Source organism: Veillonella sp. DNF00869, from assembly GCF_001553345.1.
GTDB lineage: Bacteria > Bacillota > Negativicutes > Veillonellales > Veillonellaceae > F0422.
In genome coordinates, this window is record NZ_KQ960772.1 from 29625 (window position 1) to 52284 (window position 22660).

Genomic DNA, 22660 nt, shown 5'->3' on the forward strand with positions numbered 1-22660 from the left:
GAGGTATCTATGTCAGTAGAACGATTGATGCGACAATTAAAAGGATTTTCTAGTCCTCATGTGTATAATCCTTGGAATGACTTTGATGGACGCTACGATACGAATCAACGAGCGAGTTCTATTCGTAGAAAGCAGTTGCAGGCTTATTTGGAGCAGCGATTAGAGCGTGCTAAAATTCTCATCATAGCAGAAGCGGTGGGCTATCAAGGAGGGCGATTTACAGGGATTGCCATGACCTGTGAAAGAATGCTCTTAGGGCATCACCCTACGGTAACCCCCTCTATGGTATTTACTGGATTGGAGCCGAAACGAACTAGTAATCCAAAGAACGAGTATATTATCAAACCGACACAAAAAGAAAAGGGCTTTAATGAGCCTACTGATTCTGTGGTGTGGAATGCCATGTTAGAAGCTAATATAGATCCTTATGAAGTGGTGTTATGGAATATTTTTCCATTTCATCCCTTTAAAGGAACAGATGGCTTGACGAACCGGACACCTATAAAGCAAGAATTAGACTTAGGGTGGACCTATACGAAACAACTGTTAGATCTATTTCCACAGGCTCAGATTATTGGAGTGGGTCAAAAAGCGAGTCTTACCTTGGCGGAGTATGGCGTAGAAGTACAAGCTACCTTGCGCCATCCAGCTAATGGAGGGGCGGGGCTCTATAAAGAACAATTTAGGGAATTTTGTAAAACCTTATAGAGTGAAAAGCCGTGGCGCTTCTAAAAAGACGAAAAGCCGCAGCGCTTCTGAAAAGTAGAAAAGCCGCAGCGCTTCTAAAAACAGACCTACGCTAATGTTTTTAGTAAGCACTACGGCTTTTCTTGCGGTGGATTAAAAAATAGAGGAAGGTTGATATGGCTCAACTTTCCTCTATTTTATTTGGAGCTTATTTTGTTGTGCTCCTTTTATGGGAATTCAAGAGAAGCTTTGTTATAAGGTCTTTTGTATTGGTAGTCTTTGCAATACTTGGATAACTCTTTGTAATTCTTCTTCTGTGTGTGAAGCGGTTACGGTTAAGCGCAATCGTCCGGTGTTGACAGGGACTGTGGGAGGGCGAATGCCACTGAGGATAATGCCTTCTTTTTTACATTGGAGACTGGCTTCTAATGTATCTTCGTTAGAGCCGATGATGATAGGAAATATCGGTGTATCATCGCTGCTAGGGATTCCTAGTGATTGCAAAGCTTGGTTCATATATTTTGTATTGCTTCGCAGGCTTTGATATACACTAGGCTCCTCAGCTAATACTTCTAAGGCACCGATGCTTGCCCCAATGTCAGCAGGGGACAAAGCGGTGGCAAAGATAAAGGGACGACTGTGGTTAATGATATAGTCTATGATGGTTTGGCTACCGCAGACGTATCCACCTATGGACCCTAAGGCTTTACTCATAGTGCCAGTGGTGATGATACGTGGGCTTTCACAGTGAAAGTGATGTGCTGTACCACGGCCCTCACCAATGACGCCAGTAGCATGAGCATCATCCACAATCAGTAGGGCATCGTAGCGTTCTGCAAGTTCCAATAGTTCAGGCAAAGGAGCTATATCCCCATCCATGCTGAATACTCCATCAGTGATGATAAAACGCATACCATAGGGCTTAGATTGGCTTAATAAGGATTCTAGACCTGCCACATCCTTGTGAGGGTAGACTTGTACTTTAGCGCCGCTGAGACGACAGCCGTCAATGAGGCTAGCGTGATTCAATTCATCACTAAAGATAATATCCCCTTTATGCACTAGGGCAGAGATTGTCCCTAGATTTGCCATAAACCCAGCTGTGAAAGTGAGTGCCTTTTCACAGTCTTTCCACTGTGCGAGACGGTGCTCTAGTTCTTGAAATAAAGGGAAAGAACCAGAGGTAAGTCGAGCGCCACCAGAACCAGTGCCATATTGTTGGATGGCCTGTAAGGCTCGATCTTTCACGTGGGGATGATGGGTTAAGCCTAGGTAATTATTTGATGCCATCATTAGATAGGTGGAACCTTCATACATAACATGAGTAGCATCGATAGGAGTATAGGTGCGAGGAGAACGAAATTGTGATTCCTCTTGGCGCTTGACTAAGGCTTCGGAGTATCGATTAAACATGGTGAATCCCTTTCGTTGTGACCCACGTAGGAGTGGATGTAAAATACTGTATTACTTCTTCTATCGGTGCATCGTCAGTGATAAAGAAGGCACGACCACCAATAGGACTACCATAGACTTTCATAGGGCTTAACCGATGGTAGGTAGTGCCATAGGACACATAGCCCGTCGTATACTCTGGATCATCGGACCAACATAGTTCACCTAGTACGTAAGGCGATGCGAGGACCTTGCTTGCTAAGATGAGAGCCTCCCTAGAATGGATGGAAGAACAACCATAATATTGCAAATGGTGGTGTATGTCTGCATCTGATTCGGCATCCATACGGGACACGCGTACTGTTTGGGGGTATACCTCACCAGTAGTAGCATTGACGAGCCAAGCACCACTTATAGTTTCTGTGTTTTGGCTGAGTTTGGTAAAAGCCTTTTGAATCGCCTGTTCATGGATCTGTGTTTGTTGTAATAGTTGGGTAGCTACCCGATGAGAGTCCTCGATTGTTTCTGATTCTGTAGTAGCCACCATGAGAGCAGGGACTTTCACGATGGAGTCATCAGGAATCTCATCAATTTGTAAATTGATAAAATCTGGACGACCTTTGCTGTGTTGTAATGCTCGTTGTAAAAATTCTTCTGAAATGCGTGATAAGGATTCTAAAGAGACGAGACGTTCCGCTCCAGAAATATGAGAACCTCCTTGTTCATGAGGGCCGCCCTTAGCAGCGCGCATACGAATGCTGTAAACCATAAGTGACTAACCTTGATGTACTTTCAACGTAGTAGCCAAGCGTGGTAGACGTCGCAAGATACTATAGAAGATAGGGCTTACAATGACTGTGAAAATCATGCCAGGTACTGCCATCACAAGCATAGGAATGACCATTTTGCCAAAGGATAAACCAATGGTGATACGGGCGATAGCAGACGCAATAGGACCAGAGATAAGAATAGACCACATGCGATTTTTGCCAATCCATAAAATGAGTCCTACGATGAGGCGGAATTGCATGGCAATGGCAACGTTTAATAAGTTTTGTGTGCCTAATACAAGACCAATCAAACTAGAAAGACAGCCGCAGATGATGTACTTGCGGAATCCGAAGGCAGCGCAAATTGCTACCGCTAAAGGAGCAGATAGTTGGAACTCTACACCGGGAATTAAGTTGGGAATTTTGATGCCTCCTAGAATTGTCATCATCGCCGTTAAGATAGCGATCTCTGCAATTGTGTGAATACTTACATTTTTCATTTTGTGACCTCCTATTGTAAACTTTCAAAAACCTTACTTAGTTTACATTATAAAACGCAATTGCATATAGTGCAATATTCAATTGCAAATTTTATGGATTAGGGAGAGGCGCCTTAGTTGCTTAGGGTGGATTTTCTATAGTATAATAAAGGTAATTATTTTGATCGGCTTATGAACCTTATGGGTTCCCAAATGTTTCACAGTAGAAGTATGTATAGAGGGTATATGCTTTGCTGTGTAGAAGAATGTGACATAGATAGTGAGAAAGGTTTCTCACAGTGTTTTGCTGTATGAATACGAACAGAAATAGATACTTATTTGTGCTTACATGCCGATACATGCTTAACCATCTGAGGGTGGGATTATATAGTCTTGGACTATGGTAGTATGTATAGACAGTACGACTATAGTCCTGTAGGAGGAAATTTTGAATATACAAGAAGAAAGAACAAATATAGCTGCACCGGTAGGTGAAGCTACGCAACAACGACCACGTTCTACAACACGTACACGCCGCACGACGGGTCAAAATCGTCGTACCACTGTGAAAGCTGAGGGGGAACGTACCAGTCGTCCGCGTCCACAAGGCGATAATGGCGAGCGCCGTCAATCTAATCGTGGTCCGCGTAAACCACAACGTGCCAATACAACTGTGGAAAAACATGAACAAATAAATCGTTCCCATGCGCGAAAAGATAAATTGCAAATCATTCCATTAGGTGGCCTAGGTGAGATCGGTAAAAACATGACCATTTTCCAATATGGCGATGATATTGTCGTGTTAGATGCGGGATTAGCATTCCCAGAAAATGACATGTTAGGGGTAGATATTGTAATCCCTGATATGAGTTATTTAATCGAGCATAAAGATAAAGTACGTGCCGTGGTGATTACTCATGGTCATGAAGACCACATTGGATCCTTGGCGTATTTATTAAAAGAAGTGAACGTACCTGTGTATGCTACGAACTTAGTATGTGGCTTGATTGAAGGTAAATTAAAAGAACATCATGTAAAAGCTAAAAAATTACAAGTTGTAAAAGCTGGTGATGAATTTAAAATTGGCTGCTTCAAAGTGGGCTTTATCCAAACAAATCACTCTATTCCAGATGCATGTGCCATCTTTTTAGAAACTCCAGTAGGTACTGTGGTACATACGGGGGACTTCAAAGTGGATCAAACTCCTGTAGATGGGAAATTGATGGACGTTCACAAATTTGCAGAACTTGGTAACAAAGGCGTATTGGCGCTTATGTCCGACTCCACTAATGTGGAAAAGCCAGGGTTTACTCCATCTGAAAGTTCTGTAGGACCAGCGATTATGCGTGCTGTCGCAGAAGCTACGGGTCGTGTTATTTTAGCTACTTTTGCATCTAATGTGTCCCGATTGCAACAAGCTATTGATGCAGCGGTAGCCACAAAACGTAAAGTAGTGGTATTAGGTCGTTCCATGGTAAATGTTACAGAAATCGCTCAAGAGCGTGGTTATTTAACAGTGCCAGAAGGAACTATCATCGGTGATGATGAAATGAATCGCTATCGTGCTGATGAAATTATGATCTTAACAACGGGGTCTCAAGGGGAACCAATGGCAGGTCTATCTCGTATGTCTACAAACAATCACCGTACCGTAGAGATTACACCAAATGATACTGTTATCATCTCCGCTACACCAATTCCAGGTAATGAAGCGGCCGTAGGACGTACCATCGATAACTTATTGCGCCAAGGTGCTCATGTAGTATACGGCAAGGATCGTGGTATTCACGTATCTGGTCATGGTAGCCAAGAAGATTTAAAAACTATGTTGAATTTGGTGAGACCTAAATTCTTTATTCCAGTTCATGGTGAATACCGCATGTTGAAAAAACATGGTGAACTGGCTGTGTCCATGGGGATTGTAAAACCTAGTAATGTCTTGGTAGGTGATAATGGACAAATTTTTGAGTTTACTACTCGTACAGGTCGTTTAGCAGGTCGTGTGCCAGCTGGTAAAGTCTTTGTGGATGGATTAGGTGTAGGCGATGTAGGTAACATCGTTATCCGTGATCGTCAGCAATTAGCGCAAGAAGGTATGGTTGTGGTTGTTATGGCAATGGACCGTGCTTCTGGTACGATTGTAGCGGGACCAGATATGTTATCTCGTGGCTTTGTGTATGTTCGTGATGCAGAAGAATTATTAAGTGAAGCACAACGTCGTGTAGATGCAGCAGTAGAGAAATGTGAAATGGATCATATCAAAGATTGGACAACGATCAAAACTGTGGTGCGTGACACATTAGGAAAATTCTTCTATGAAAAAACACGTCGTCGCCCAATGATTCTACCAATCATTCAAGACGTATAGAGAATATGATATAATAGGCATATGACGATAGTCATATGTCTATTTATTGTATTGGCATAGAACTATGTTGAACCTTTGAGGAGAGACATAGTATGGGGTTAGTATATGAATCAAACAAGTACAAAGTCCGTCGTAGAGTCTGGTATCTTAACGGCATTGATGATTGTCTTTGCCATGATAGGTCTCAGTGTACCTATGCTTGGATTTTTTGGATCTATTTTTGTGCCTATGACGATTGCCATTGTAGGTGTACGTCATGGCTTTCGTTGGAGCCTATTATCTGTTGTATCAGCGATGATAGCCATTGCCTTTTTATTAGGACCTTTGACGGCCATAGTAGAAGGGGGAGTCTTTGGTGTGATTGGTATTTTAATCGGTTATGGATTAAGCAAGCACTGGTCGATTTCTAAATTGTTGATGATTCCTGCTGTGGTATTAATGCTAGCAGTAGTAGTTCAGTTTTGGGCATCTGCTTTGGTGATGCAGGTAAGTCCTACAGAGATGTGGTCATCTTTGGAAGAACAAATTACAGTATCCATGCAAGATATGTATGTGCAACAGGGGCTTTCAGAGGAACAAGTGACAACGGCGATGACCGCCTTACAAGATCAAATTGAAATCATGAAAAAAGTATTGATTGCAGGTTTATTTTGCTCTGGTGTGGCTATTTCTTATATTATTAATCGTCTTACGTATATTGTGCTCAGTCGTATCGGTACTTACCATATTCCTGAAATGCCTACTATTAAAGGTTGGCGTGTACCAGATTGGGCATTACATATTTTTTTAGTGGGGGTCATTTCTTATTTTGTGAAACAATATATTCCGCTCCTTGAATATGTAGGCTATAATTTGATGTACTTAGGTGGTATAATGCTATTTATACGAGGCATATCTTGTGCTTGGCGTATTAGTAAAAGTTATCATCCACCGAAGTTTGTACCGTGGATTGTACTAGGTTTATTTATTATGATGTCACAGTCCGCCGCTATATTAGGAGCTCTAGATGTATTCTTGCACCTAGAGGAACGATGGGGCAGACGAAGTGAGTGAAATTAGAGGAGGTAGTATGGATATACAAACTGAATACAGTTCTATTGAAATTACTGCTGCCGTTCTCATTCTTATCTTATTAGGTATTATTTTCTATTTGAATTGGCAACTAGCCATGTTGGCTTGTATAGTGGTAATCGCTGCGTATTTGTACGTGGGACGTACCATTCGAAGAGGACGACATTTTAGAAAAGCTCAATTTGACTGTATGGCGAAAGGAATTACGCAGGCCTCTACCTTTGCGCTACAAAACTTGCCAGTAGGTATTGTTATCATCGATGAACATAATGTTATCTGCTGGAGTAATAGCGTATTTAGAGATTGGTTGCCCAGTGATTCTGATAAAACAATGAAATTAAGTGGATTTATTCCTACCTTGCGGATTGATAAATATTGGGGCAAGTCTGGGTTCTTTCACGAGGAAATTGATGGTAAGTATTATCGCGTACTTTACAAAACCTTGGTAGCACCAAAGTCTAACTATTCTGATGTAAAGAGTGATGAATTAGAGTCTTATATGGCATTTTACTTTGATGATATTACAGATATTGAAGCAGAAAAACATAAGGCTATTTCTATGCTTCCAGCTCTTGGTTTCATTGCTATGGATAATATCGAAGATTTGCGTTCTGGCTTGAGCGATATTGAATATACACAATTGTGGTCCGATATGAACCGATTGATTGTGATGGAAATCGATCAACATGATGGTTTTATTCGGAATGCTACAGAAGATACGTATACCTTTAGTATTAGTAAGGCTGCCATGTTGCACATGATGGAATCGAAGTTTAGTTTATTAGATAAAATTCGCGCTTTAACTACATCGAAACATATCCCTCCAACCATCAGTATGGGTATTGCTTTGACAGAGGATACTGTGAAAGTACAAGGAGAAAAGGCAAAAGCTGCCTTGGAGATTGCTTTAGGACGTGGTGGCGACCAAGTTTGCGTATACCATGGTGAAGAAGTCAAGTTTTTTGGTGGAAAATCATCAGGAAATGAAAAGAATACTCGTGTCCGTGCTAGGGTCGTATCTCATGCATTACATGAAATTATGTTGGATTCTGATCGTGTGCTTGTGATGGGTCATGATCGGGAAGATTATGATAGTATTGGTGCTTCTGTAGGCGTAGCAGCGATGGCAAGAGCTCTTAAGAAACCAGTGAATATTGCCTTGAGTTCGCATCCTACAGCAGTTCGTAAATTAGTAGAAGTATTGGTAGAACATCCAGATTTTCAAGGTCTAATTATTGATGAAGAAGAAGCAGCTCAGTTTGTAACAGATAATACAGTTGTGATTGTGACAGATGTGCATCGTTCTGAGATGGTGGCAGCTCCATCAGCTTTGAAAAAGGCAAATCGTCGTGTTGTCATCGACCATCATAGAAGGGGTTCAGACTTTATTGAGTCTCCATTATTGACCTATTTGGAACCATCTACATCATCTACTAGTGAACTGGTAACAGAGTTAATTCAATATTTCCCAGAACATGTAGAGATTAAGCATATTGAAGCTAGTGGTTTATATGCGGGTATTGTAGTAGATACAAAAAACTTTGTGGTCCAAACAGGGGCGCGCACCTTTGAAGCAGCCTCTTTCTTGCGCCGATCAGGTGCAGATGTATCTTTAGTACGACATTTATTTATGGATAGCTTTGAAGGTATGCGTATACGTTCTGCTATGCTAGCGTCTGCAGAAGAAATAGAAAATATGGCTTTTACAGAGGCACCGCAAGATGCGAAGAATGCAACAGTGATAGCAGCTCAAACAGGTGATAAATTAATTACGCTAGAGGGTATTGAAGCTAGTTTTGTATTTTATGTATTGCCAGATGGTGGCATTGGAGTCAGTGCTAGGTCACAAGGCAAGTTAAATGTACAGTTAATTATGGAATCTGTCGGTGGCGGAGGTCATCGTACCGTGGCGGGCGCTCAGATTTACAATATGTCTATGAAGGAGGCGCGTCAATGGGTGACTGAAGTAGCCGTATCCCATATGACAGAATTACAAAGAGAAACGAAGGAGGACTTAACATGAAAGTAATTTTATTAGAAGATGTTAAAAAAGTTGGTAAACGTGGCGAAATCATAGAAGTTTCTGAAGCTTATGGTCGCAATGTGCTTATTAAAAAAGGTGTTGGCCTTGAAGGAACTCCTCAGAATTTGAACAACGCGAAACAAAAATTGGGGGCTCAAGCTCATAAAAAACAAGTGGACTCTGATGAAGCTACTGTATTGGCTAGCCAATTGTCGAAAGTATCTATTACAATCCCTGTAAAAATGGGAGATGGTGGCCGTGTATTCGGTTCTGTAACAGGTAAAGATATTTCTGATGCATTGCAAGCGCAAGTAAAAGTTGATGTAGATAAAAAGAAAATTGACTTAAAAGAGCCAATCAAAACATTGGGTACTCATGAAGTGTTAATTCGAGTGCATCCAGAAATTACAGCTAAGATTACTGTAGAAGTAGTTGCGGGTTAATAGAAAGAGGGGCTAGGCCCCTCTTTTTTGCATAAAATATGTAATTGTATATAGGGAGGGTATGTATGTCAGGACGGATCCCACCGCATAGTATAGAAGCAGAACGAGCCGTACTAGGAGCTATTTTGCTCAATAAAGATGCCTTTGATGCAGTTAGCTCTATTGTAAAAGCAGAAGATTTTTACAGTGATAATCATCGAGTAATTTATGAAGCGATTGCTAGTATTGTAGGAAAAAATCAGCGAGCAGACTATGTTTTATTATCTGAAGAATTAAAAAAATCCCAAAAATTAGAGGCTGTAGGAGGTATTTTATACCTTACAAATCTTACAACAGATATTGTAGATGTATACAATGTAGAAGATCATGCAAAAATTGTGAGAGATAAAGCCCATTTGCGTAAACTTATTCATGTAGCGAATGCAGTGGAATCTATGGCCTATCGTGAAGAAGAAGAGACAGAAGATATCGTCAATCGAGCAGAACAAATGGTATTAGATGTAAGCGGCACCACCAAAGGAGAATCCTCGTTTAGTTCTATGCGAGATGTGGTGTATGAAACGATTGATCGTATCAATGAATTACAACGGCATAAAGGGATATTGACTGGCGTATCTACGGGATTTAAAGACTTAGATAACCTAACTAGTGGATTGCAAAAATCAGATTTAATTTTAGTAGCAGCCCGCCCTTCTATGGGTAAAACAGCATTTACATTGAACATTGCTCAAAATGTAGCTATGAAATCGAAGAAAAATGTAGCCTTTTTCTCTCTAGAAATGTCTAAGACACAGCTTGTAGCCCGTGTGTTGGCAGCAGTGGCAGGTATTAACTCTGGACGAATCCGGAATGGTCAATTGAGTCAAGAAGACTGGGGAAAAGCGATTAGTGCCTTGAATGATTTAGCAGAAGCTCCCTTATATATTGATGATACTTCAGGTTTGACGCCACAGTTAATGAAGAAAAAATTGCGCCGTTTAATTCAAGAGCATGGTGAATTAGGACTTGTGGTGGTGGACTATATTCAGCTCATGGAAAATGGCGGTAAAAAAATAGCGGATAATCGCCAACAAGAAGTATCTGCCATTTCTCGACAATTAAAAATTATGGCACGAGAATTTAATGTGCCATTGATTGCCTTGTCGCAGTTAAGTCGTGGTGTGGAAAGCCGGGCAGATAAAACGCCGATGTTAAGTGATTTGCGTGAATCTGGCTCTCTAGAACAAGATGCGGATATCGTTGCTTTCTTGAATCGTGAAAATTATCAAGATACAGAAGATACTAGTGATGGTGTAGAAACACAAGTTATCATCCGTAAGCATCGTAATGGTGAGTTAGGGATTGTAAAACTATGGTTTGAAGGGGCATATACACGGTTTAGAGATCTGGCGTATCGTGAAGATGACCCTGGTATATAGAAGCAGGAGGGAGAGCTAATGAAAGAGACTTGGAAACGTATGCTGTGTGCAGCAGTGTTGACTATGGGTATTACATCTACAGGAATACTTACAGTAGAAGCTCATGGATTGTGGGAGGCTCTTGGTAAAAGTGTATTAGGAGGCATTTCTGTGCATCAACATTTGAGTGACCTAGACAATACAGAAAAAGGTCAACAAGAAATGTTGGAAAAAACAAAAGACCGTACAGGCGTTTATGATAATTACGCCTATCAAATGCGGGCGAAGCGTATTGTGGATGAGCTTTCTAAATCCCCTCATGTAAAACGTAGTTATGTGGTGTATGTGAATCCAGATGAAGATTTCAATGCATTTATGACTTTTGGTCGAGTTATGTCTATTAACAAAGGCACTATGGATTTACTAGATGATGATGCTTTAGCGGCAGTAATTGGTCACGAGTTAAGCCACGGTGAGCATAAAGATTTAGTAAATGGAGCCAAGAAAAGTAGTATTTTATCTACCGTGATTGGAGCGGCTACCTTTAACTCAGGTGATTTAGGGCAAATTGCGGCGGGACTTACTGGAAAATATTTAGATAGTCAAGTATTCACTATGTCTCAAGAAAAAAATGCTGATGAATTAGGCTTTAGCATCTTAGCGGATTCTTCCTATAATGTTGGTGGTGCGGCCCTTGCTATGGAAGTGATCAAAAATAAATATGGTGATACCTACCGTGAAGGGTTTGGTAAAATTTTAAATCCCAACGACCATCCAAAAACATCGCAACGAGTATTGGATAATTTACAACGCTTGTATGTATATTCTGGCAATCATGTAAAAGTAGAACAACAAACAGTTTTTATCAATGGTAAGCCTGTTTATGAAGGAACAGCAAAAGGTAATTATACGGCGCCAATGCGAGCTTACTTAGTGGCTGGTAAACTGGCTAGATTGTATCATGATAATGCCATTGGAGGTGCTCGTGTAGATGGATCTACTGTAGCGATTGGAATGACTAATATTGTGACTATGCCAACCTATGACGCAGCGTTTAACATTGCCAAACAAATGAATGCAGCTATCAGTGATGAGTCTGGTATTGTAGCAGATAAAAAAGTAGATAAGAAAGATAAAAAGGACAAAAAAGATAAAAAGGACAAAGAAGATAAAAAAGATAAAAAAGATAAAAAAGAACAAAAGTAATAAGGATAGATAAAACTAATCGTTATAGTAGACTATACAATAGGTCATTATTATCGATAGATATCGATAGAGAAAAACGATAAATATAGATGTTCTTTTATGGAATTCGATATAGATATGAATATATATGAACTTATGAGGAAGAACATAAGTGAAGCATAACTAAAAGTAATGATTACTTTAACCTTATAAAATAGCTGTTTTTAGGTTATTTTTTAAAGGAATTAATTAAATTATCCCTTAACTATGCATATATGATAAGAGTAAAACGCCTACAACAAGGGGATTTCTATTCCATGTGGTGTACATGTGTGCTATAATTTACGTATCAAGAGTAGTGACAATCTGTTGAGGAGTACTACAAGATGTCACAATTTATTTTATGGTTAGGGAAAGAGGTTTTAAAGATGGGAAATTTTGTTTACATCCAAGAAGAAAAACTTAACGCATTCTGTCAAGACGCATTTGAAGGATTTGGCTTCAGCCCTGAAGAAGCTGGCATCATTAAAGACGTATTGATGATGTCTGACATGTACGGTATCCAATCCCACGGTATGCAACGTGTAGTTCGTTACCACAAAGGTATTGAAAAAGGTCTTATCGATATTAAAGCAAAACCAGAAGTAGTATTCGAAACTCCAGTGTCCGCAGTTGTTGAAGGCCATGATGCAATGGGTCAATTAGTTGGTCATTTCGCTATGGAATTAGCAATTAAAAAAGCTAAAGAATCTGGTATTGGTATCGTATCCGCTCGTAACTCTAACCACTATGGTATCGCTGGTTACTATGCTGATCTTGCTTTAAAAGAAGGCTTAATTGGTTTCTCTTGCACTAACTCTGAAGCAATCATGGTTCCTACATTTGCTCGTAAAGCAATGCTTGGTTCCAACCCAATCGCTTTCGCAATGCCAGCTGAACCATACAACTTCTTCTTCGACGCTTCTACAACAGTAGTAACTCGTGGTAAATTAGAAATGTACAATAAATTAGGCAAAGAATTGCCTAACGGTTGGGCATTAAATAAAGACGGTAAAGCATCTCAAAATGCTGCAGAAGTATTGGGCAACATCTCCGACCACGTTGGTGGCGGTATCATGCCTTTAGGTGGCAACACTGAACAATTAGGTTCCCACAAAGGTTATGGTTACGGTATGCTTTGCGAAATCTTCGCATCTATCTTCTCTCAAGGTGGTACATCCAATAAATGTATGACTGGTGGCCGTTCCAATATTTGTCATGGTTTCATGGCTATTAACCCAGCAATCTTTGGTAACCCAGAAGAAGTTAAAAAACACTTCTCCACATTCTTACAAGAACTTCGTGAAGCTCCTAAAGCTGAAGGTGCTGAACGCATCTATACTCATGGTGAAAAAGAAGCAGAAGCTATCGAAGTTTGCCGTAAAGAAGGTGTGCCAGTTATCGACAAAACTGTGGCAGAATTGTTCGACGTATGTAACTTGTTGAAATTGGATCCTAAAAAATACTTCGGCGACTATGAACCACCTAAAGCAGTTGCTTCCAACTACTAATTTGCAGTTCAATAGCTGACAATTACAAATCTTTATCGATGCAGAATCAGTAGTTTTGTATCCCTAAGGAATACTTCTTAGAGACTGGTAACAGTCAACATCTTTGAACATATGAGAGAGGGAATCTGTGGATTTCCTCTCTTTTTGTTTATATCACACTGTGCGTATGCTAGAATTGAATTACAGTGATTCACACTATAGAAAGGGATTGTTAATATGGATATATTTTTAGCAGTCTTGCCGATCCTATGGCTTATCGTAGCATTGGCAGTATTAAAAATGCCTGCATGGAAAGCATGTTTGGCAGCAGCAATTGGTACATATATTTTAGCTGTATTCTACTATGGAGAAAATGCATATATTATGTACACAGGAGCTATGGAAGGTGTAGCTCTTGCAGTTTGGCCAATTCTTTTGGTTATTACAGCAGCAATTTTTACATATCAATTAGTAGTTCATACAAAAGCTATGGAAACTATTAAAGTTATGTTATCTTCCGTAACTAGTGATATGCGTATCTTAGCCGTATTGTTAGCATGGGGCTTTGGTGCTTTCATGGAAGGTATGGCAGGTTTCGGTACAGCCGTTGCGATTCCAGCAGCGATGATGGTAGCAGTAGGATTTGATCCATTGAAATCCATCTTGGCTTGTTTAGTAGCAAACTCCGTACCAACTACATTTGGCTCTATTGCGATTCCAACAACAACATTGGCATCTTTGACTGGTCTACAACCAGCTGAATTGGGTACATTCATTGCAGTGCAATTATTCTTCTTAAACGTAATTACTCCATTCTTCATCGTAGGCATCATTGCGGGCGGTGTGAAAGCAATTAAAGGTGTATTTGTACAAACTTTATTAGCTGGTTTAGCATTGGCGATTCCTGAATTATTGATTAGCATGTATGCAGGTGGTCCTGAGTTAGCCGTTATGGGTTCTTCTATTGTAATCATGGGTGTCATCATTGCTATCGCAAAATTAATGCCTGTTAATGATCCAGAATACAAAGTTGAAACTGGCGCTGCACGTACAGTATCTGCTAAAGAAGGTTTAATTGCAGCATCTCCATTCATTTTGATTTTCATCTTGTTAATTGGTACATCTAAATTGGTGCCAGCTGTATATAATGCTTTGATGGTATTTAAAACATCTGTACCTATCCATGCTGGTGTAAATGCAAAACCTTACACATTCGTTTGGATTGCGACTCCTGGTATCATGATTTTCATTTCCGCTTTAATTGGTGGTTTTATCCAAAAAGCAGGTCTTGGAACTCAAAAACAAGTATTAACTAATACTTTCAAAACTTTGAAATTAACGTATGTAACAATCATTTCTGTAGTAGTAACTGCAAAATTGATGACATACTCTGGTATGACTGGCATGATTGCGAATGCATTAGTAGCTGCTACCGGTAGTATGTACCCTGCATTTGCTCCTGTAATTGGTGCATTGGGTGCCTTCTTGACAGGTTCTGGTACAAATGCGAACGTATTGTTCGGACCATTGCAAACAGCAGCGGCTCATCAATTGACACCTGGTCATGATACATTAGCATTGTGGTTGGCAGCAACTAACTCTGGTTCCGCTGGTGTTGGTAAAATGTTCTCCCCACAAAGTATTGCGATTGCCATCGGTGCCGTAGGTCCTGCTCTTAACACATTCATCGAAGAACACAAAATCGATGCACAAAAAGCTGACCAATTACGTCATTCCATCGATGCAAGTTCTATCATGGTTCATGTAGCTAAATACTTCTTGTTATACTTAGTTATTTCTGGTATTTTTGCTTACTTCGGTCAAGAATTCTTCCCACAATTGGAAGGTATCTTAACAATGGTTAAGCACTAATTACTATCTAGCATACTAAAACAGATAAAGAGACAACATTTCGGTGTTGTCTCTTTTTGTATTTATAGCGTTTATATAATTTAAAATAGTTTTTACGATGATATATCAATATTGGGGCTCTTTGTCAAATGTGGGAATATATGTATGTAATAGGGGATACAACTTCATCTAATATTCATTGTAACTTCATGGTCGGCTCATTCTTTTTTCATAATTGGTTCATATTCATAGGATATGATATAAACAAGTTAGAAATAACGAATATTCCTTAATTAAAAACCAAGACACGATGCATCGGGCACGTGAAGGAGGAGATTATGAAAAAAATGTTTCGTTTAGGAGCTGCTGTGATGGCTCTAGGTGCAGGCCTTATGATGGCAAGTGGTGTAGCAAATGCTGCGAACACAAGTATGATGAAAAATATGCCAGCAGATCAAATGGCTAAAATTAATTCTTGGAATGGTGTAGGTAGCGTGGTGCCTAGCGTATTACCATTGAGTGATGTAGATTATAAAGGGGTAGTTACAAAATTTAAATCCTTATATCCGGATGCACAAATTGTAGGTATTTCTTATGATGGAAAACATAACCCAACTTACGAAGTAGATGGTATCGTGGATGGTTTAAAAATTGAAATGCATATCCGTGAAAATGGAGATATTTTAAATACAGAAGTAAAACCTTTGAAACAAGGTAAACATATGAAACAACAGGGTTCCATGATGTATGGTCAAGCTATGAACGGCAACCATAGTATGTCTAAAGCTTTTGATGTAAATGATATCATTATGCCAGAAGTGGCAGAAACAAAAGCTCAGGAAAAAGTGGGCGGCACATTTGAAGCAATGGATTGGTCTGTAGAAAAAGAGCATGGACGTCTAGTCTATGAATTAGATATGATCGATGGCAGTGGTAAAGAAGCTGAAGTCAAAGTAGATGCAATGACTGGCGAAATTATCAATGTAAAAGCAAAAACTAGCAAGTACTAATTCTAGTGAAATTCTCCTTATAATTCCCTTACTTTAAATACAAATAATACACAAATATACTCCCTTACTATATAACTACAACCCTTTGAGAATACATATGCCACTAGCTCTATTGTAGAGCTAGTGGTATTGTATTTTTATAAGAAAGCAGATCTATTCATTGTGTAATAACTTGCTTAATTTGCGAATTCATATAATATTCATGCAATTTTCATGTAATATTCATTCAAAATTCATTATACATTCATATGTAGGCGGTATCATACCAATATAGAGATGCATAGATATATGCAAGAAGTATTAGCTTATTATGTTTGCGAGAGAGGTAATTATGAATTTAAAAACATGTGTAAAAGCAACAGTATTAACAATTGGATTAGCAGGAATAGTAACAGCTGGTATAGTTAATGCAGAAGATATCACAAATCCTACGACGGAAAATCCTATGGCTACGGAAGCTACCATAAATGATACAAACACGAATCAGAATAGTATTTTACCAGGTGATAGCCATACGACTTCTAGTGTTAAAAGTGAAAAACGTATTGATTACAAAGGAGCTACAAGTGCGTTCTTAACAGCCTATCCTAATGCTAATATTACAGCGGTATCCTATACTATGAAGTATATGCCTATGTATGAAGTAGAAGGGTTTGTGGATGGACAGAAGATATCTGTGAATATAACGGAGTCTGGGGAAATTATCAAACAAAAAGTGAAGACAATACAAGATGGCGATTCCTTAGAGCACATGGCTAAAGAGGGGTGGAAGCAACTTAAGAGTTTTGCGCAAGGAAAGGGGTTTTTAACGGCAGAAGAACGATTGATGAGTAAATCCTTTGATGTTAATAACGTTATCACTCCTGACCAGGCGAAAAGTGCGGTAGAAAAGGCTCTGGGAAGTGAGTTTAAGGTAGCTAGTTGGGAGCTAGAAAAAGATAAAGACTTGCTTGTGTATGATTTAGATATGGTAGATAGTACAGGTAAGAAGGTTGAAGTTACAGTAAATGCTACGAATGGCGAGATTATTCGTACAGACATGAAGAAACATAAACACTAATTAAAATAGAGGAAAGCTGATTAAGTATCAACTTTCCTCTATTTTTAATACGTTAAAGGTGTGTTTTTTTGATAAGGAAAAAGCGAGGGGTTTCTTTATTTAGAAAAAAGAAACGCCACTAGTGTTCCACACGTAACTGCGCTCCTTAGGAGGAATAGCATTTTAAAATGATCGTTTGCCTAGACTAGGGTGTTTACATGGTTTTAATGTATATCGGTCGATGATTCGGCACGCTTCGTCTAGGGTTAGGTCTTCTTTTGCAGGCCCTTGTTCGAATATGCATCTAGGGTCGCTAGAACCAACCTCTCCTGCTGGTAGGTATAGGTATTCTTCGTTATGAGGGTCGCCAAAGATGTAGCCTGCTTGTAAGTGTTCTTTGTGGATACGGCTCATGGTATCTCCTTCATCATAAAATTAGCAGCATCTGCTGAGACTAAGTGTAATTGTGTATGCCCCCAATGAGAGGGTACTTTTTGGAAGGATGTTTTGTCGTGTAAATGACCAAATACACAGTGATCTACATGGTACTGTTCTAATAGGTCCGTAAATCCATTGGCATGATTTTCTAAGGTGGGTGGATAGTGCAGTAACAGTATGCGTGTTATCTGAGAAGGGTCATCACCACTTTTAGTAATAGCAGTTTCCATAGCATCTAGAGCTGCTTTAGTACGTATTAATTCCCGTTCATAGATATGGCGGTCATCTTCTTCTTTAAAGAAAGGATCTTGTGGATAGATATAGCCTTTCGTGCCACCGAAAGCGATGCCATTGTGATACAAACCTCTACCTTGCAAGAAGGTGATACGCCCTTCCATAAGAGTATTCATTTTTTGCAGGCTTGTCCACCAATAATCGTGATTGCCACGAATCATAAACTTTTTCCCAGGCAGGGTTGCAATGGTATCTAGATCTACCTTTGCATCACTAAGGCGCATAGCCCAAGACATATCACCTACTAGAAAGACTAGATCATCAGGCTCTATATGTTCTCGCCAGTGTGCTTGGATACGTTCCCAGTGGTTATCCCAGTGTGGACCGAAGATGGTCATAGGTTTTGTTGGTGGTTGCCCAGATAGGTGTAAATCGCCAATGGCAAAAACTTTCATTAAACCTCCAAAGAATTGTGTAAATATGACTGTATATGACGGATGACCTCTAAGGCGCGTGTTTCATGACACACTTGTGGAATTCCATAACCGATGAAAAGTGGTGATGTTATATAGCGTGGCACAATTTTTAGATAGTGATAACCGTCATTTATATCGTAGAAAAATAGATTATAAGATTTTACATATTTAGAAAATCCTTCTAATACATAGCGTAAGGTACGTTGTAAATACTTGGCTAATATGGATGTATCTAATTGGGGATCAAACCGCATATTAAATTCAAAGAATCCATGGATAGGATGATTGGATAAGGTTATACGAAGACCATCCTCTTCATAGATGATCCATCCCTTAAAATGTTCTCTGTGAATATCTTCACGGTAATCATAGTCCTCTAGGCCAATGATTTGGCTGTGAGGGTGATAAATAGAGCCTCCAGACATGGGGCCGTAATTTTTAAAGAATAAGACGGAGGTAAAACGAGGGTCGGATTTTACCTCTTCCCATTTCATTCTCCCAAACTCTAAAATATGGACCGCATCTAACAAGGGCAATTTAGAATATTCTGTATGCACATGGGGTGGAGTTTCGATGATAACTGTAGGCCATGTGTGTTTTAATACAGGGTATTTATTCATGAGCCAAATGATGGACCCAGATGTATCTAGTATATCGGTTAATTGCGAGGGTTCGCAAAATGGGCAGTGCCCGTCGCGATTGTACATGCTGTTGGGCTTTGTTTGTCCCAGAGCAATATCAAAAATTAATGGTTCTTTCATAGTTCACCTCACTATTACTATAGTATCATAGGGGGCGAGGTTTATGAAAGTGTGAAACATGATATAATAAAAAAAGAATAGGAGGAACTAATGAGACCTACAACATTATGTTTTCCAAAACGGGAGAATTTATTTTTATTAGGACGTAAAAAACGCGGCTTTGGAGCCGGCTATTATAATGGATTTGGTGGTAAAATTGAGGATGGTGAAAGTTTCCGTGCTTGCGCCGTGCGAGAAGTCTTCGAAGAAGTATCCTTACTGGTGAAAGAAGAGGACCTACAGGCAGTGGCGCTATTGGACTTTCAGTTTCCTTACTCACCGGAGTTGAGCCATATTAGTTATGTATATATGGTAGAACAATTTCAAGGCATTCCTTTGGAATCAGAAGAGATGGAGCCTCATTGGTTTACGTTGGAGAACACTCCCTTTGACCATATGTGGGCTGGTGATGAAGAGTGGATTCCACGGGTTTGGCGTGGCGAGAAGTTGAAAGGTATCATTACTTTCAAAGAAGATAATAGTACGATAGAATCCATGCAATTTATAACTGTAGAAAAGGTGCTAGAAAGCGACGATGTAGACCGTATGACGGCTTGGATATATGAGGGCATGAAGTGAAACAAGTAGAACAGCAAAGCCAAGTGGCATGGACGAGACATTTATTAGATTGGTATGATGTGCATAAGCGTGATTTGCCTTGGCGTGAAAGTAAAGACCCCTATCGGATTTGGGTGTCGGAAGTGATGTCTCAACAAACTCGAATTGAGGCCATGCGTCCTTATTTTGAAAACTGGGTAATACAATTTCCAACACTTGAAAGTTTAGCTAGTGCCGAAGAAGATACGGTGGTTCGGGCATGGCAAGGTTTGGGGTATTATTCTAGGGCTCGTAATTTGCATCAAGGTGTGAAAGAAGTGGTAGAAACCTATGGGGGACAAGTACCGAGATCGCGGAAGGAAATGGAATCTTTAAAAGGCGTAGGCTCCTATACAGCTGGGGCAGTGCTCTCCATTGCGTATAACCTTCGTGAACCTGCTGTCGATGGGAATGTACTTCGTGTCTATGCTCGCCTATACAATATCCATGAAGATATTTTAGGGGTCGTAGGGAAAAAAGTGATTACTTCCTTGGTAGAGGATACTATGCCCTACGATCGACCAGGCGACTTCAACGAAGCCCTTATGGACTTTGGGGCATCTATTTGCATTCCTAAAACACCTCGTTGTGAGGCCTGTCCGTTAGTACAGGATTGTGCAGCAAAAGCAGTAGGAACAGAGCAACAGTTACCTATACGGATTAAGAAAACAAAGGTACAATCTGTCCAATTATACGTAGGGATTATTTCTACAGTAGATGGGTACTACCTATTGCATCGAAGACCCAAAGAAGGATTGCTGCAGAATATGTGGGAGTTTCCCAGCGTAGAAGGTGGCACAGCAGAGAGTCGCAAAGTAGAATTAATTGAGGGGTTACAATCCATTGGGGTTACCGTCACTATGGAACGACCTATGGCAAAGGAAGTAACCCATATTTTTAGCCATCGCAAATGGACGATGAAAGGCTACCGAGGAGAAGCTACAGAGGTGGCAATAGATTCGTCGAATACAATTATGCTAGAAGGTGATGAAGCGGTGCAACAAGCTGTAGCAGAAGGTCAGATTATTCCTCTGAAGGAGGATTGGATTCTCTGTCGTAAAGAGGCCTTTCACGTCTTACCTTGGGCAGGGCCTCATGGCAAGTTCATTGATCTTTGTTAATCTATACCGAGGAGTGATATAGATGAGAATATATATATTGATGGGAATCTTAGTACTTGGAATGGCTCTTTTTGGAACTATGACAGGATACTGGGTAACCTTATTTAGAAATAGTTCGAAACGAAAGGGCCTAATCTATGGTGGTGTACTGGGGTTAGCCCTTGCAGTAGGAACGATTGTCCTACAACGCCTTATGTACAGCATCCATGGTGGTATGATGATGGATCTAGTACGCCCGGTCCTAATCGGACTGAATGGATTAGTCGTAGCACTGTTCAGCACCTTTGCAGTATTGACGATCTTCGGTGTATTCTACGGACTTATGCGTTTAGGGGCTCGCTCTGACAGCGGAGATAGCCATATCGACGAATCACGGAGGAATTTCTTTAAACGTACTGCTGTGGTGGTACCTGCTGTAGTAGGTGTCACAGGATCAGTAGCGGCCTTTCAAGGGAATGGTGAACTGCAACTACGCAAGATACAGTTGGCTTTGAAAGATAGACCAGAGGTGTTGAAAGGATATAAAATTGGGCAACTTAGCGATGTTCATATAGGCCCTTTCATCGGCATGGACAAACTGAAAGAAATGGTAGATGCCATTGCTAGTGAACACCCGAATCGACTGGTTATCACTGGAGATTTAATCGATGATTTGGGGTATCTTGATGAAGTGGCAGATTATCTAGATAGCCGTGTACAAGATTTTCCTGATGGCATTGATTATATTTTAGGGAATCACGAATACCGCGTCGATGTAGAGCGTGTGTGGAAGCGGTTCCACCAAACGAAGATGCACATGTATCGTAACAGTCATCAACAGATATTAGGTGGACCTCGCCCTGTGTATTTAGTGGGCATGGATTACCACTTTAAAGACGATGTGCAAGAGGAAAATGTGCGCTTGTTGGACAAAGCCATGAAAGGTATGCCCGACAATGCATATCCTATCTTGTTGGCGCACCATCCGAACTATATCCCTGAAGCATTCCGTAGACATATCCCATTAACCTTATCTGGACATACCCATGGAGGACAGATTAATCTATGGGGCGTGAACCTAGTGCCGGTGTATAAGCCGTATTGGAAAGGACTCTACGAAGAACAAGGATTATTTGCCTATGTAAGCCGAGGGTCGGGACATTGGTTCCCTGTGCGGTTGAACTGTGCTAGAGAAGTGACCGTGTTTACTGTTTTATAAAGATCTGGATATCTTATTTATGTTGTAAAATTGATTAGTTAATATTTTGCAATACGTAAAATTTTGTTATACTATAGATGTTACCTCCCCAATACTGGTGACAGGAAGGGGGTGCACCGATGGATTTGTTAATCAACGTAACAGTCTCTGTTGTGGCAGGGGTAATTAGTTATTATCTTTGCAAATGGCTAGACAAGAGATTTAAAGGTAACTAGCCTCATATAGAGGTCGCTCTCTATAAAAAGCAGAACCCCCACAGCTGGAACTGTGGGGGTTCGTTGTCCCGATGGACTTAATCAACGTTTATATCCATAGTATATCACACCTATAGAAGCTTGTCATCTATATGATAGGAATTTAGGTGCAATAAAAAAGTTGAAAATAATATATTTACATCCAAATAAACAATACCCATTATCATAAATATAAATGATAATAAAGGTAATAGCTAATTCTTTCGATCTTTGAAAGATATAATTAAAAATTTATATTGAGAAATAGTATCAGTTGTGATATAGTATAGCTAAGTAAGACTCATGGAATTTTTAATTT

20 protein-coding genes are annotated in these 22660 nt (G+C 40.0%); 14 read left to right on the top strand and 6 right to left on the bottom strand.

The genetic code is table 11. The features are described from left to right. Window positions 1–9 precede the first annotated feature (9 nt). The gene (locus tag HMPREF3032_RS07135; protein WP_062403541.1) at window positions 10–708 is read left to right on the top strand and encodes a uracil-DNA glycosylase; all 699 of its coding nucleotides are present in this window, start codon (window positions 10–12) and stop codon (window positions 706–708) included. Window positions 709–939: 231 nt separating this feature from the next. Here the strand turns inward: HMPREF3032_RS07135 and bioF are convergent, their stop codons facing one another. From bioF to HMPREF3032_RS07150, 3 genes are read right to left on the bottom strand one after another with little or no spacing between them, the layout of a single operon-like run. After that, on the bottom strand, window positions 940–2100 hold the full coding sequence (gene bioF, locus HMPREF3032_RS07140) for an 8-amino-7-oxononanoate synthase (RefSeq protein WP_062403544.1): 1161 nt from the start codon (window positions 2098–2100) through the stop codon (window positions 940–942). Then, window positions 2093–2848 (bottom strand): 6-carboxyhexanoate--CoA ligase, encoded by a 756-nt coding sequence (locus HMPREF3032_RS07145; RefSeq protein ID WP_062403546.1) that lies wholly within the window; start codon window positions 2846–2848, stop codon window positions 2093–2095. Before HMPREF3032_RS07145 ends, bioF begins: the two co-directional genes overlap by 8 nt. Before the next feature lie 6 nt (window positions 2849–2854). Continuing rightward, window positions 2855–3349 (bottom strand): hypothetical protein, encoded by a 495-nt coding sequence (locus HMPREF3032_RS07150; RefSeq protein WP_062403549.1) that lies wholly within the window; start codon window positions 3347–3349, stop codon window positions 2855–2857. 427 nt (window positions 3350–3776) lie between these two features. On the opposite strand from HMPREF3032_RS07150, the gene HMPREF3032_RS07155 reads away from it, so the two are divergent. The 10 genes from HMPREF3032_RS07155 to HMPREF3032_RS07200 all read left to right on the top strand — a co-directional run bounded on the left by HMPREF3032_RS07155 (window position 3777) and on the right by HMPREF3032_RS07200 (window position 17265). Further along, window positions 3777–5696 (top strand): ribonuclease J, encoded by a 1920-nt coding sequence (locus HMPREF3032_RS07155; protein WP_072270778.1) that lies wholly within the window; start codon window positions 3777–3779, stop codon window positions 5694–5696. Between the two features lie 105 nt (window positions 5697–5801). Continuing rightward, entirely contained in the window at window positions 5802–6749 is a 948-nt protein-coding gene (locus HMPREF3032_RS07160) for a YybS family protein (protein ID WP_062403551.1), read from the top strand. Between the two features lie 16 nt (window positions 6750–6765). After that, complete coding sequence (locus tag HMPREF3032_RS07165; protein WP_062403554.1) at window positions 6766–8790, top strand: DHH family phosphoesterase; 2025 nt, start codon at window positions 6766–6768, stop codon at window positions 8788–8790. Further along, window positions 8787–9233: a 50S ribosomal protein L9 gene (gene rplI / locus HMPREF3032_RS07170; protein WP_009353218.1), complete on the top strand. Its 447-nt coding sequence runs from the start codon at window positions 8787–8789 to the stop codon at window positions 9231–9233. The genes HMPREF3032_RS07165 and rplI overlap by 4 nt, the downstream gene beginning before the upstream one ends. A 65-nt stretch (window positions 9234–9298) precedes the next feature. Next, complete coding sequence (gene dnaB, locus HMPREF3032_RS07175) at window positions 9299–10651, top strand: replicative DNA helicase (RefSeq protein ID WP_062403557.1); 1353 nt, start codon at window positions 9299–9301, stop codon at window positions 10649–10651. 18 nt (window positions 10652–10669) lie between these two features. Then, window positions 10670–11836 carry a M48 family metalloprotease gene (locus HMPREF3032_RS07180; RefSeq protein ID WP_062403559.1) on the top strand — a complete coding sequence of 389 codons (1167 nt, stop codon included), beginning with the start codon at window positions 10670–10672 and terminating at the stop codon, window positions 11834–11836. Between the two features lie 407 nt (window positions 11837–12243). Continuing rightward, window positions 12244–13365 (top strand): Ldh family oxidoreductase, encoded by a 1122-nt coding sequence (locus HMPREF3032_RS07185; RefSeq protein WP_062403699.1) that lies wholly within the window; start codon window positions 12244–12246, stop codon window positions 13363–13365. A 216-nt stretch (window positions 13366–13581) separates the two neighbouring features. Further along, entirely contained in the window at window positions 13582–15216 is a 1635-nt protein-coding gene (locus HMPREF3032_RS07190; protein WP_062403562.1) for an L-lactate permease, read from the top strand. A gap of 317 nt (window positions 15217–15533) precedes the next feature. After that, the gene (locus tag HMPREF3032_RS07195; RefSeq protein ID WP_062403565.1) at window positions 15534–16205 is read left to right on the top strand and encodes a PepSY domain-containing protein; all 672 of its coding nucleotides are present in this window, start codon (window positions 15534–15536) and stop codon (window positions 16203–16205) included. Window positions 16206–16536: 331 nt separating this feature from the next. Further along, window positions 16537–17265, top strand: coding sequence for a PepSY domain-containing protein (locus HMPREF3032_RS07200; protein ID WP_062403568.1), 729 nt, complete (start codon window positions 16537–16539; stop codon window positions 17263–17265). A gap of 162 nt (window positions 17266–17427) precedes the next feature. On the opposite strand, the gene HMPREF3032_RS07205 is transcribed toward HMPREF3032_RS07200, so the two are convergent. The 3 genes from HMPREF3032_RS07205 to HMPREF3032_RS07215 are packed head-to-tail and all read right to left on the bottom strand — an operon-like array spanning window position 17428 to window position 19153. After that, window positions 17428–17658: a hypothetical protein gene (locus tag HMPREF3032_RS07205; RefSeq protein ID WP_062403571.1), complete on the bottom strand. Its 231-nt coding sequence runs from the start codon at window positions 17656–17658 to the stop codon at window positions 17428–17430. Then, window positions 17655–18371: a metallophosphoesterase gene (locus HMPREF3032_RS07210; protein ID WP_062403574.1), complete on the bottom strand. Its 717-nt coding sequence runs from the start codon at window positions 18369–18371 to the stop codon at window positions 17655–17657. The genes HMPREF3032_RS07205 and HMPREF3032_RS07210 overlap by 4 nt, the downstream gene beginning before the upstream one ends. Next, window positions 18371–19153, bottom strand: coding sequence for a DUF4931 domain-containing protein (locus tag HMPREF3032_RS07215; RefSeq protein ID WP_062403577.1), 783 nt, complete (start codon window positions 19151–19153; stop codon window positions 18371–18373). The genes HMPREF3032_RS07210 and HMPREF3032_RS07215 overlap by 1 nt, the downstream gene beginning before the upstream one ends. A 90-nt stretch (window positions 19154–19243) precedes the next feature. Between HMPREF3032_RS07215 and HMPREF3032_RS07220 the strand changes: the two genes are divergently transcribed. Genes HMPREF3032_RS07220 through HMPREF3032_RS07230 form a run of 3 tightly spaced genes read left to right on the top strand, consistent with a single transcriptional unit; the run spans window position 19244 to window position 22108 of the window. After that, window positions 19244–19771, top strand: a complete 528-nt coding sequence (locus tag HMPREF3032_RS07220; protein WP_062403579.1) for an 8-oxo-dGTP diphosphatase — start codon at window positions 19244–19246, stop codon at window positions 19769–19771. Further along, window positions 19768–20910, top strand: coding sequence for an A/G-specific adenine glycosylase (mutY, locus tag HMPREF3032_RS07225; RefSeq protein ID WP_062403581.1), 1143 nt, complete (start codon window positions 19768–19770; stop codon window positions 20908–20910). The genes HMPREF3032_RS07220 and mutY overlap by 4 nt, the downstream gene beginning before the upstream one ends. A 22-nt stretch (window positions 20911–20932) precedes the next feature. Further along, window positions 20933–22108, top strand: coding sequence for a metallophosphoesterase (locus HMPREF3032_RS07230; protein WP_072270779.1), 1176 nt, complete (start codon window positions 20933–20935; stop codon window positions 22106–22108). Window positions 22109–22660 lie beyond the last annotated feature (552 nt).

Excerpts from the sequence above, each read along its gene's own strand:
- HMPREF3032_RS07160 (WP_062403551.1), top strand. The coding sequence starts at position 5,802 with ATGAATCAAACAAGTACAAAGTCCGTCGTAGAGTCTGGTATCTTAACG.
- HMPREF3032_RS07185 (WP_062403699.1), top strand. The coding sequence starts at position 12,244 with ATGGGAAATTTTGTTTACATCCAAGAAGAAAAACTTAACGCATTCTGT.
- dnaB (WP_062403557.1), top strand. The coding sequence starts at position 9,299 with ATGTCAGGACGGATCCCACCGCATAGTATAGAAGCAGAACGAGCCGTA.
- HMPREF3032_RS07180 (WP_062403559.1), top strand. The coding sequence starts at position 10,670 with ATGAAAGAGACTTGGAAACGTATGCTGTGTGCAGCAGTGTTGACTATG.
- HMPREF3032_RS07210 (WP_062403574.1), bottom strand. The coding sequence starts at position 18,371 with ATGAAAGTTTTTGCCATTGGCGATTTACACCTATCTGGGCAACCACCA.
- rplI (WP_009353218.1), top strand. The coding sequence starts at position 8,787 with ATGAAAGTAATTTTATTAGAAGATGTTAAAAAAGTTGGTAAACGTGGC.
- HMPREF3032_RS07150 (WP_062403549.1), bottom strand. The coding sequence starts at position 3,349 with ATGAAAAATGTAAGTATTCACACAATTGCAGAGATCGCTATCTTAACG.
- bioF (WP_062403544.1), bottom strand. The coding sequence starts at position 2,100 with ATGTTTAATCGATACTCCGAAGCCTTAGTCAAGCGCCAAGAGGAATCA.
- HMPREF3032_RS07145 (WP_062403546.1), bottom strand. The coding sequence starts at position 2,848 with ATGGTTTACAGCATTCGTATGCGCGCTGCTAAGGGCGGCCCTCATGAA.
- HMPREF3032_RS07195 (WP_062403565.1), top strand. The coding sequence starts at position 15,534 with ATGAAAAAAATGTTTCGTTTAGGAGCTGCTGTGATGGCTCTAGGTGCA.
- HMPREF3032_RS07230 (WP_072270779.1), top strand. The coding sequence starts at position 20,933 with ATGAGAATATATATATTGATGGGAATCTTAGTACTTGGAATGGCTCTT.
- HMPREF3032_RS07190 (WP_062403562.1), top strand. The coding sequence starts at position 13,582 with ATGGATATATTTTTAGCAGTCTTGCCGATCCTATGGCTTATCGTAGCA.
- HMPREF3032_RS07135 (WP_062403541.1), top strand. The coding sequence starts at position 10 with ATGTCAGTAGAACGATTGATGCGACAATTAAAAGGATTTTCTAGTCCT.
- HMPREF3032_RS07200 (WP_062403568.1), top strand. The coding sequence starts at position 16,537 with ATGAATTTAAAAACATGTGTAAAAGCAACAGTATTAACAATTGGATTA.
- HMPREF3032_RS07215 (WP_062403577.1), bottom strand. The coding sequence starts at position 19,153 with ATGAAAGAACCATTAATTTTTGATATTGCTCTGGGACAAACAAAGCCC.
- HMPREF3032_RS07205 (WP_062403571.1), bottom strand. The coding sequence starts at position 17,658 with ATGAGCCGTATCCACAAAGAACACTTACAAGCAGGCTACATCTTTGGC.
- HMPREF3032_RS07220 (WP_062403579.1), top strand. The coding sequence starts at position 19,244 with ATGAGACCTACAACATTATGTTTTCCAAAACGGGAGAATTTATTTTTA.
- HMPREF3032_RS07165 (WP_062403554.1), top strand. The coding sequence starts at position 6,766 with ATGGATATACAAACTGAATACAGTTCTATTGAAATTACTGCTGCCGTT.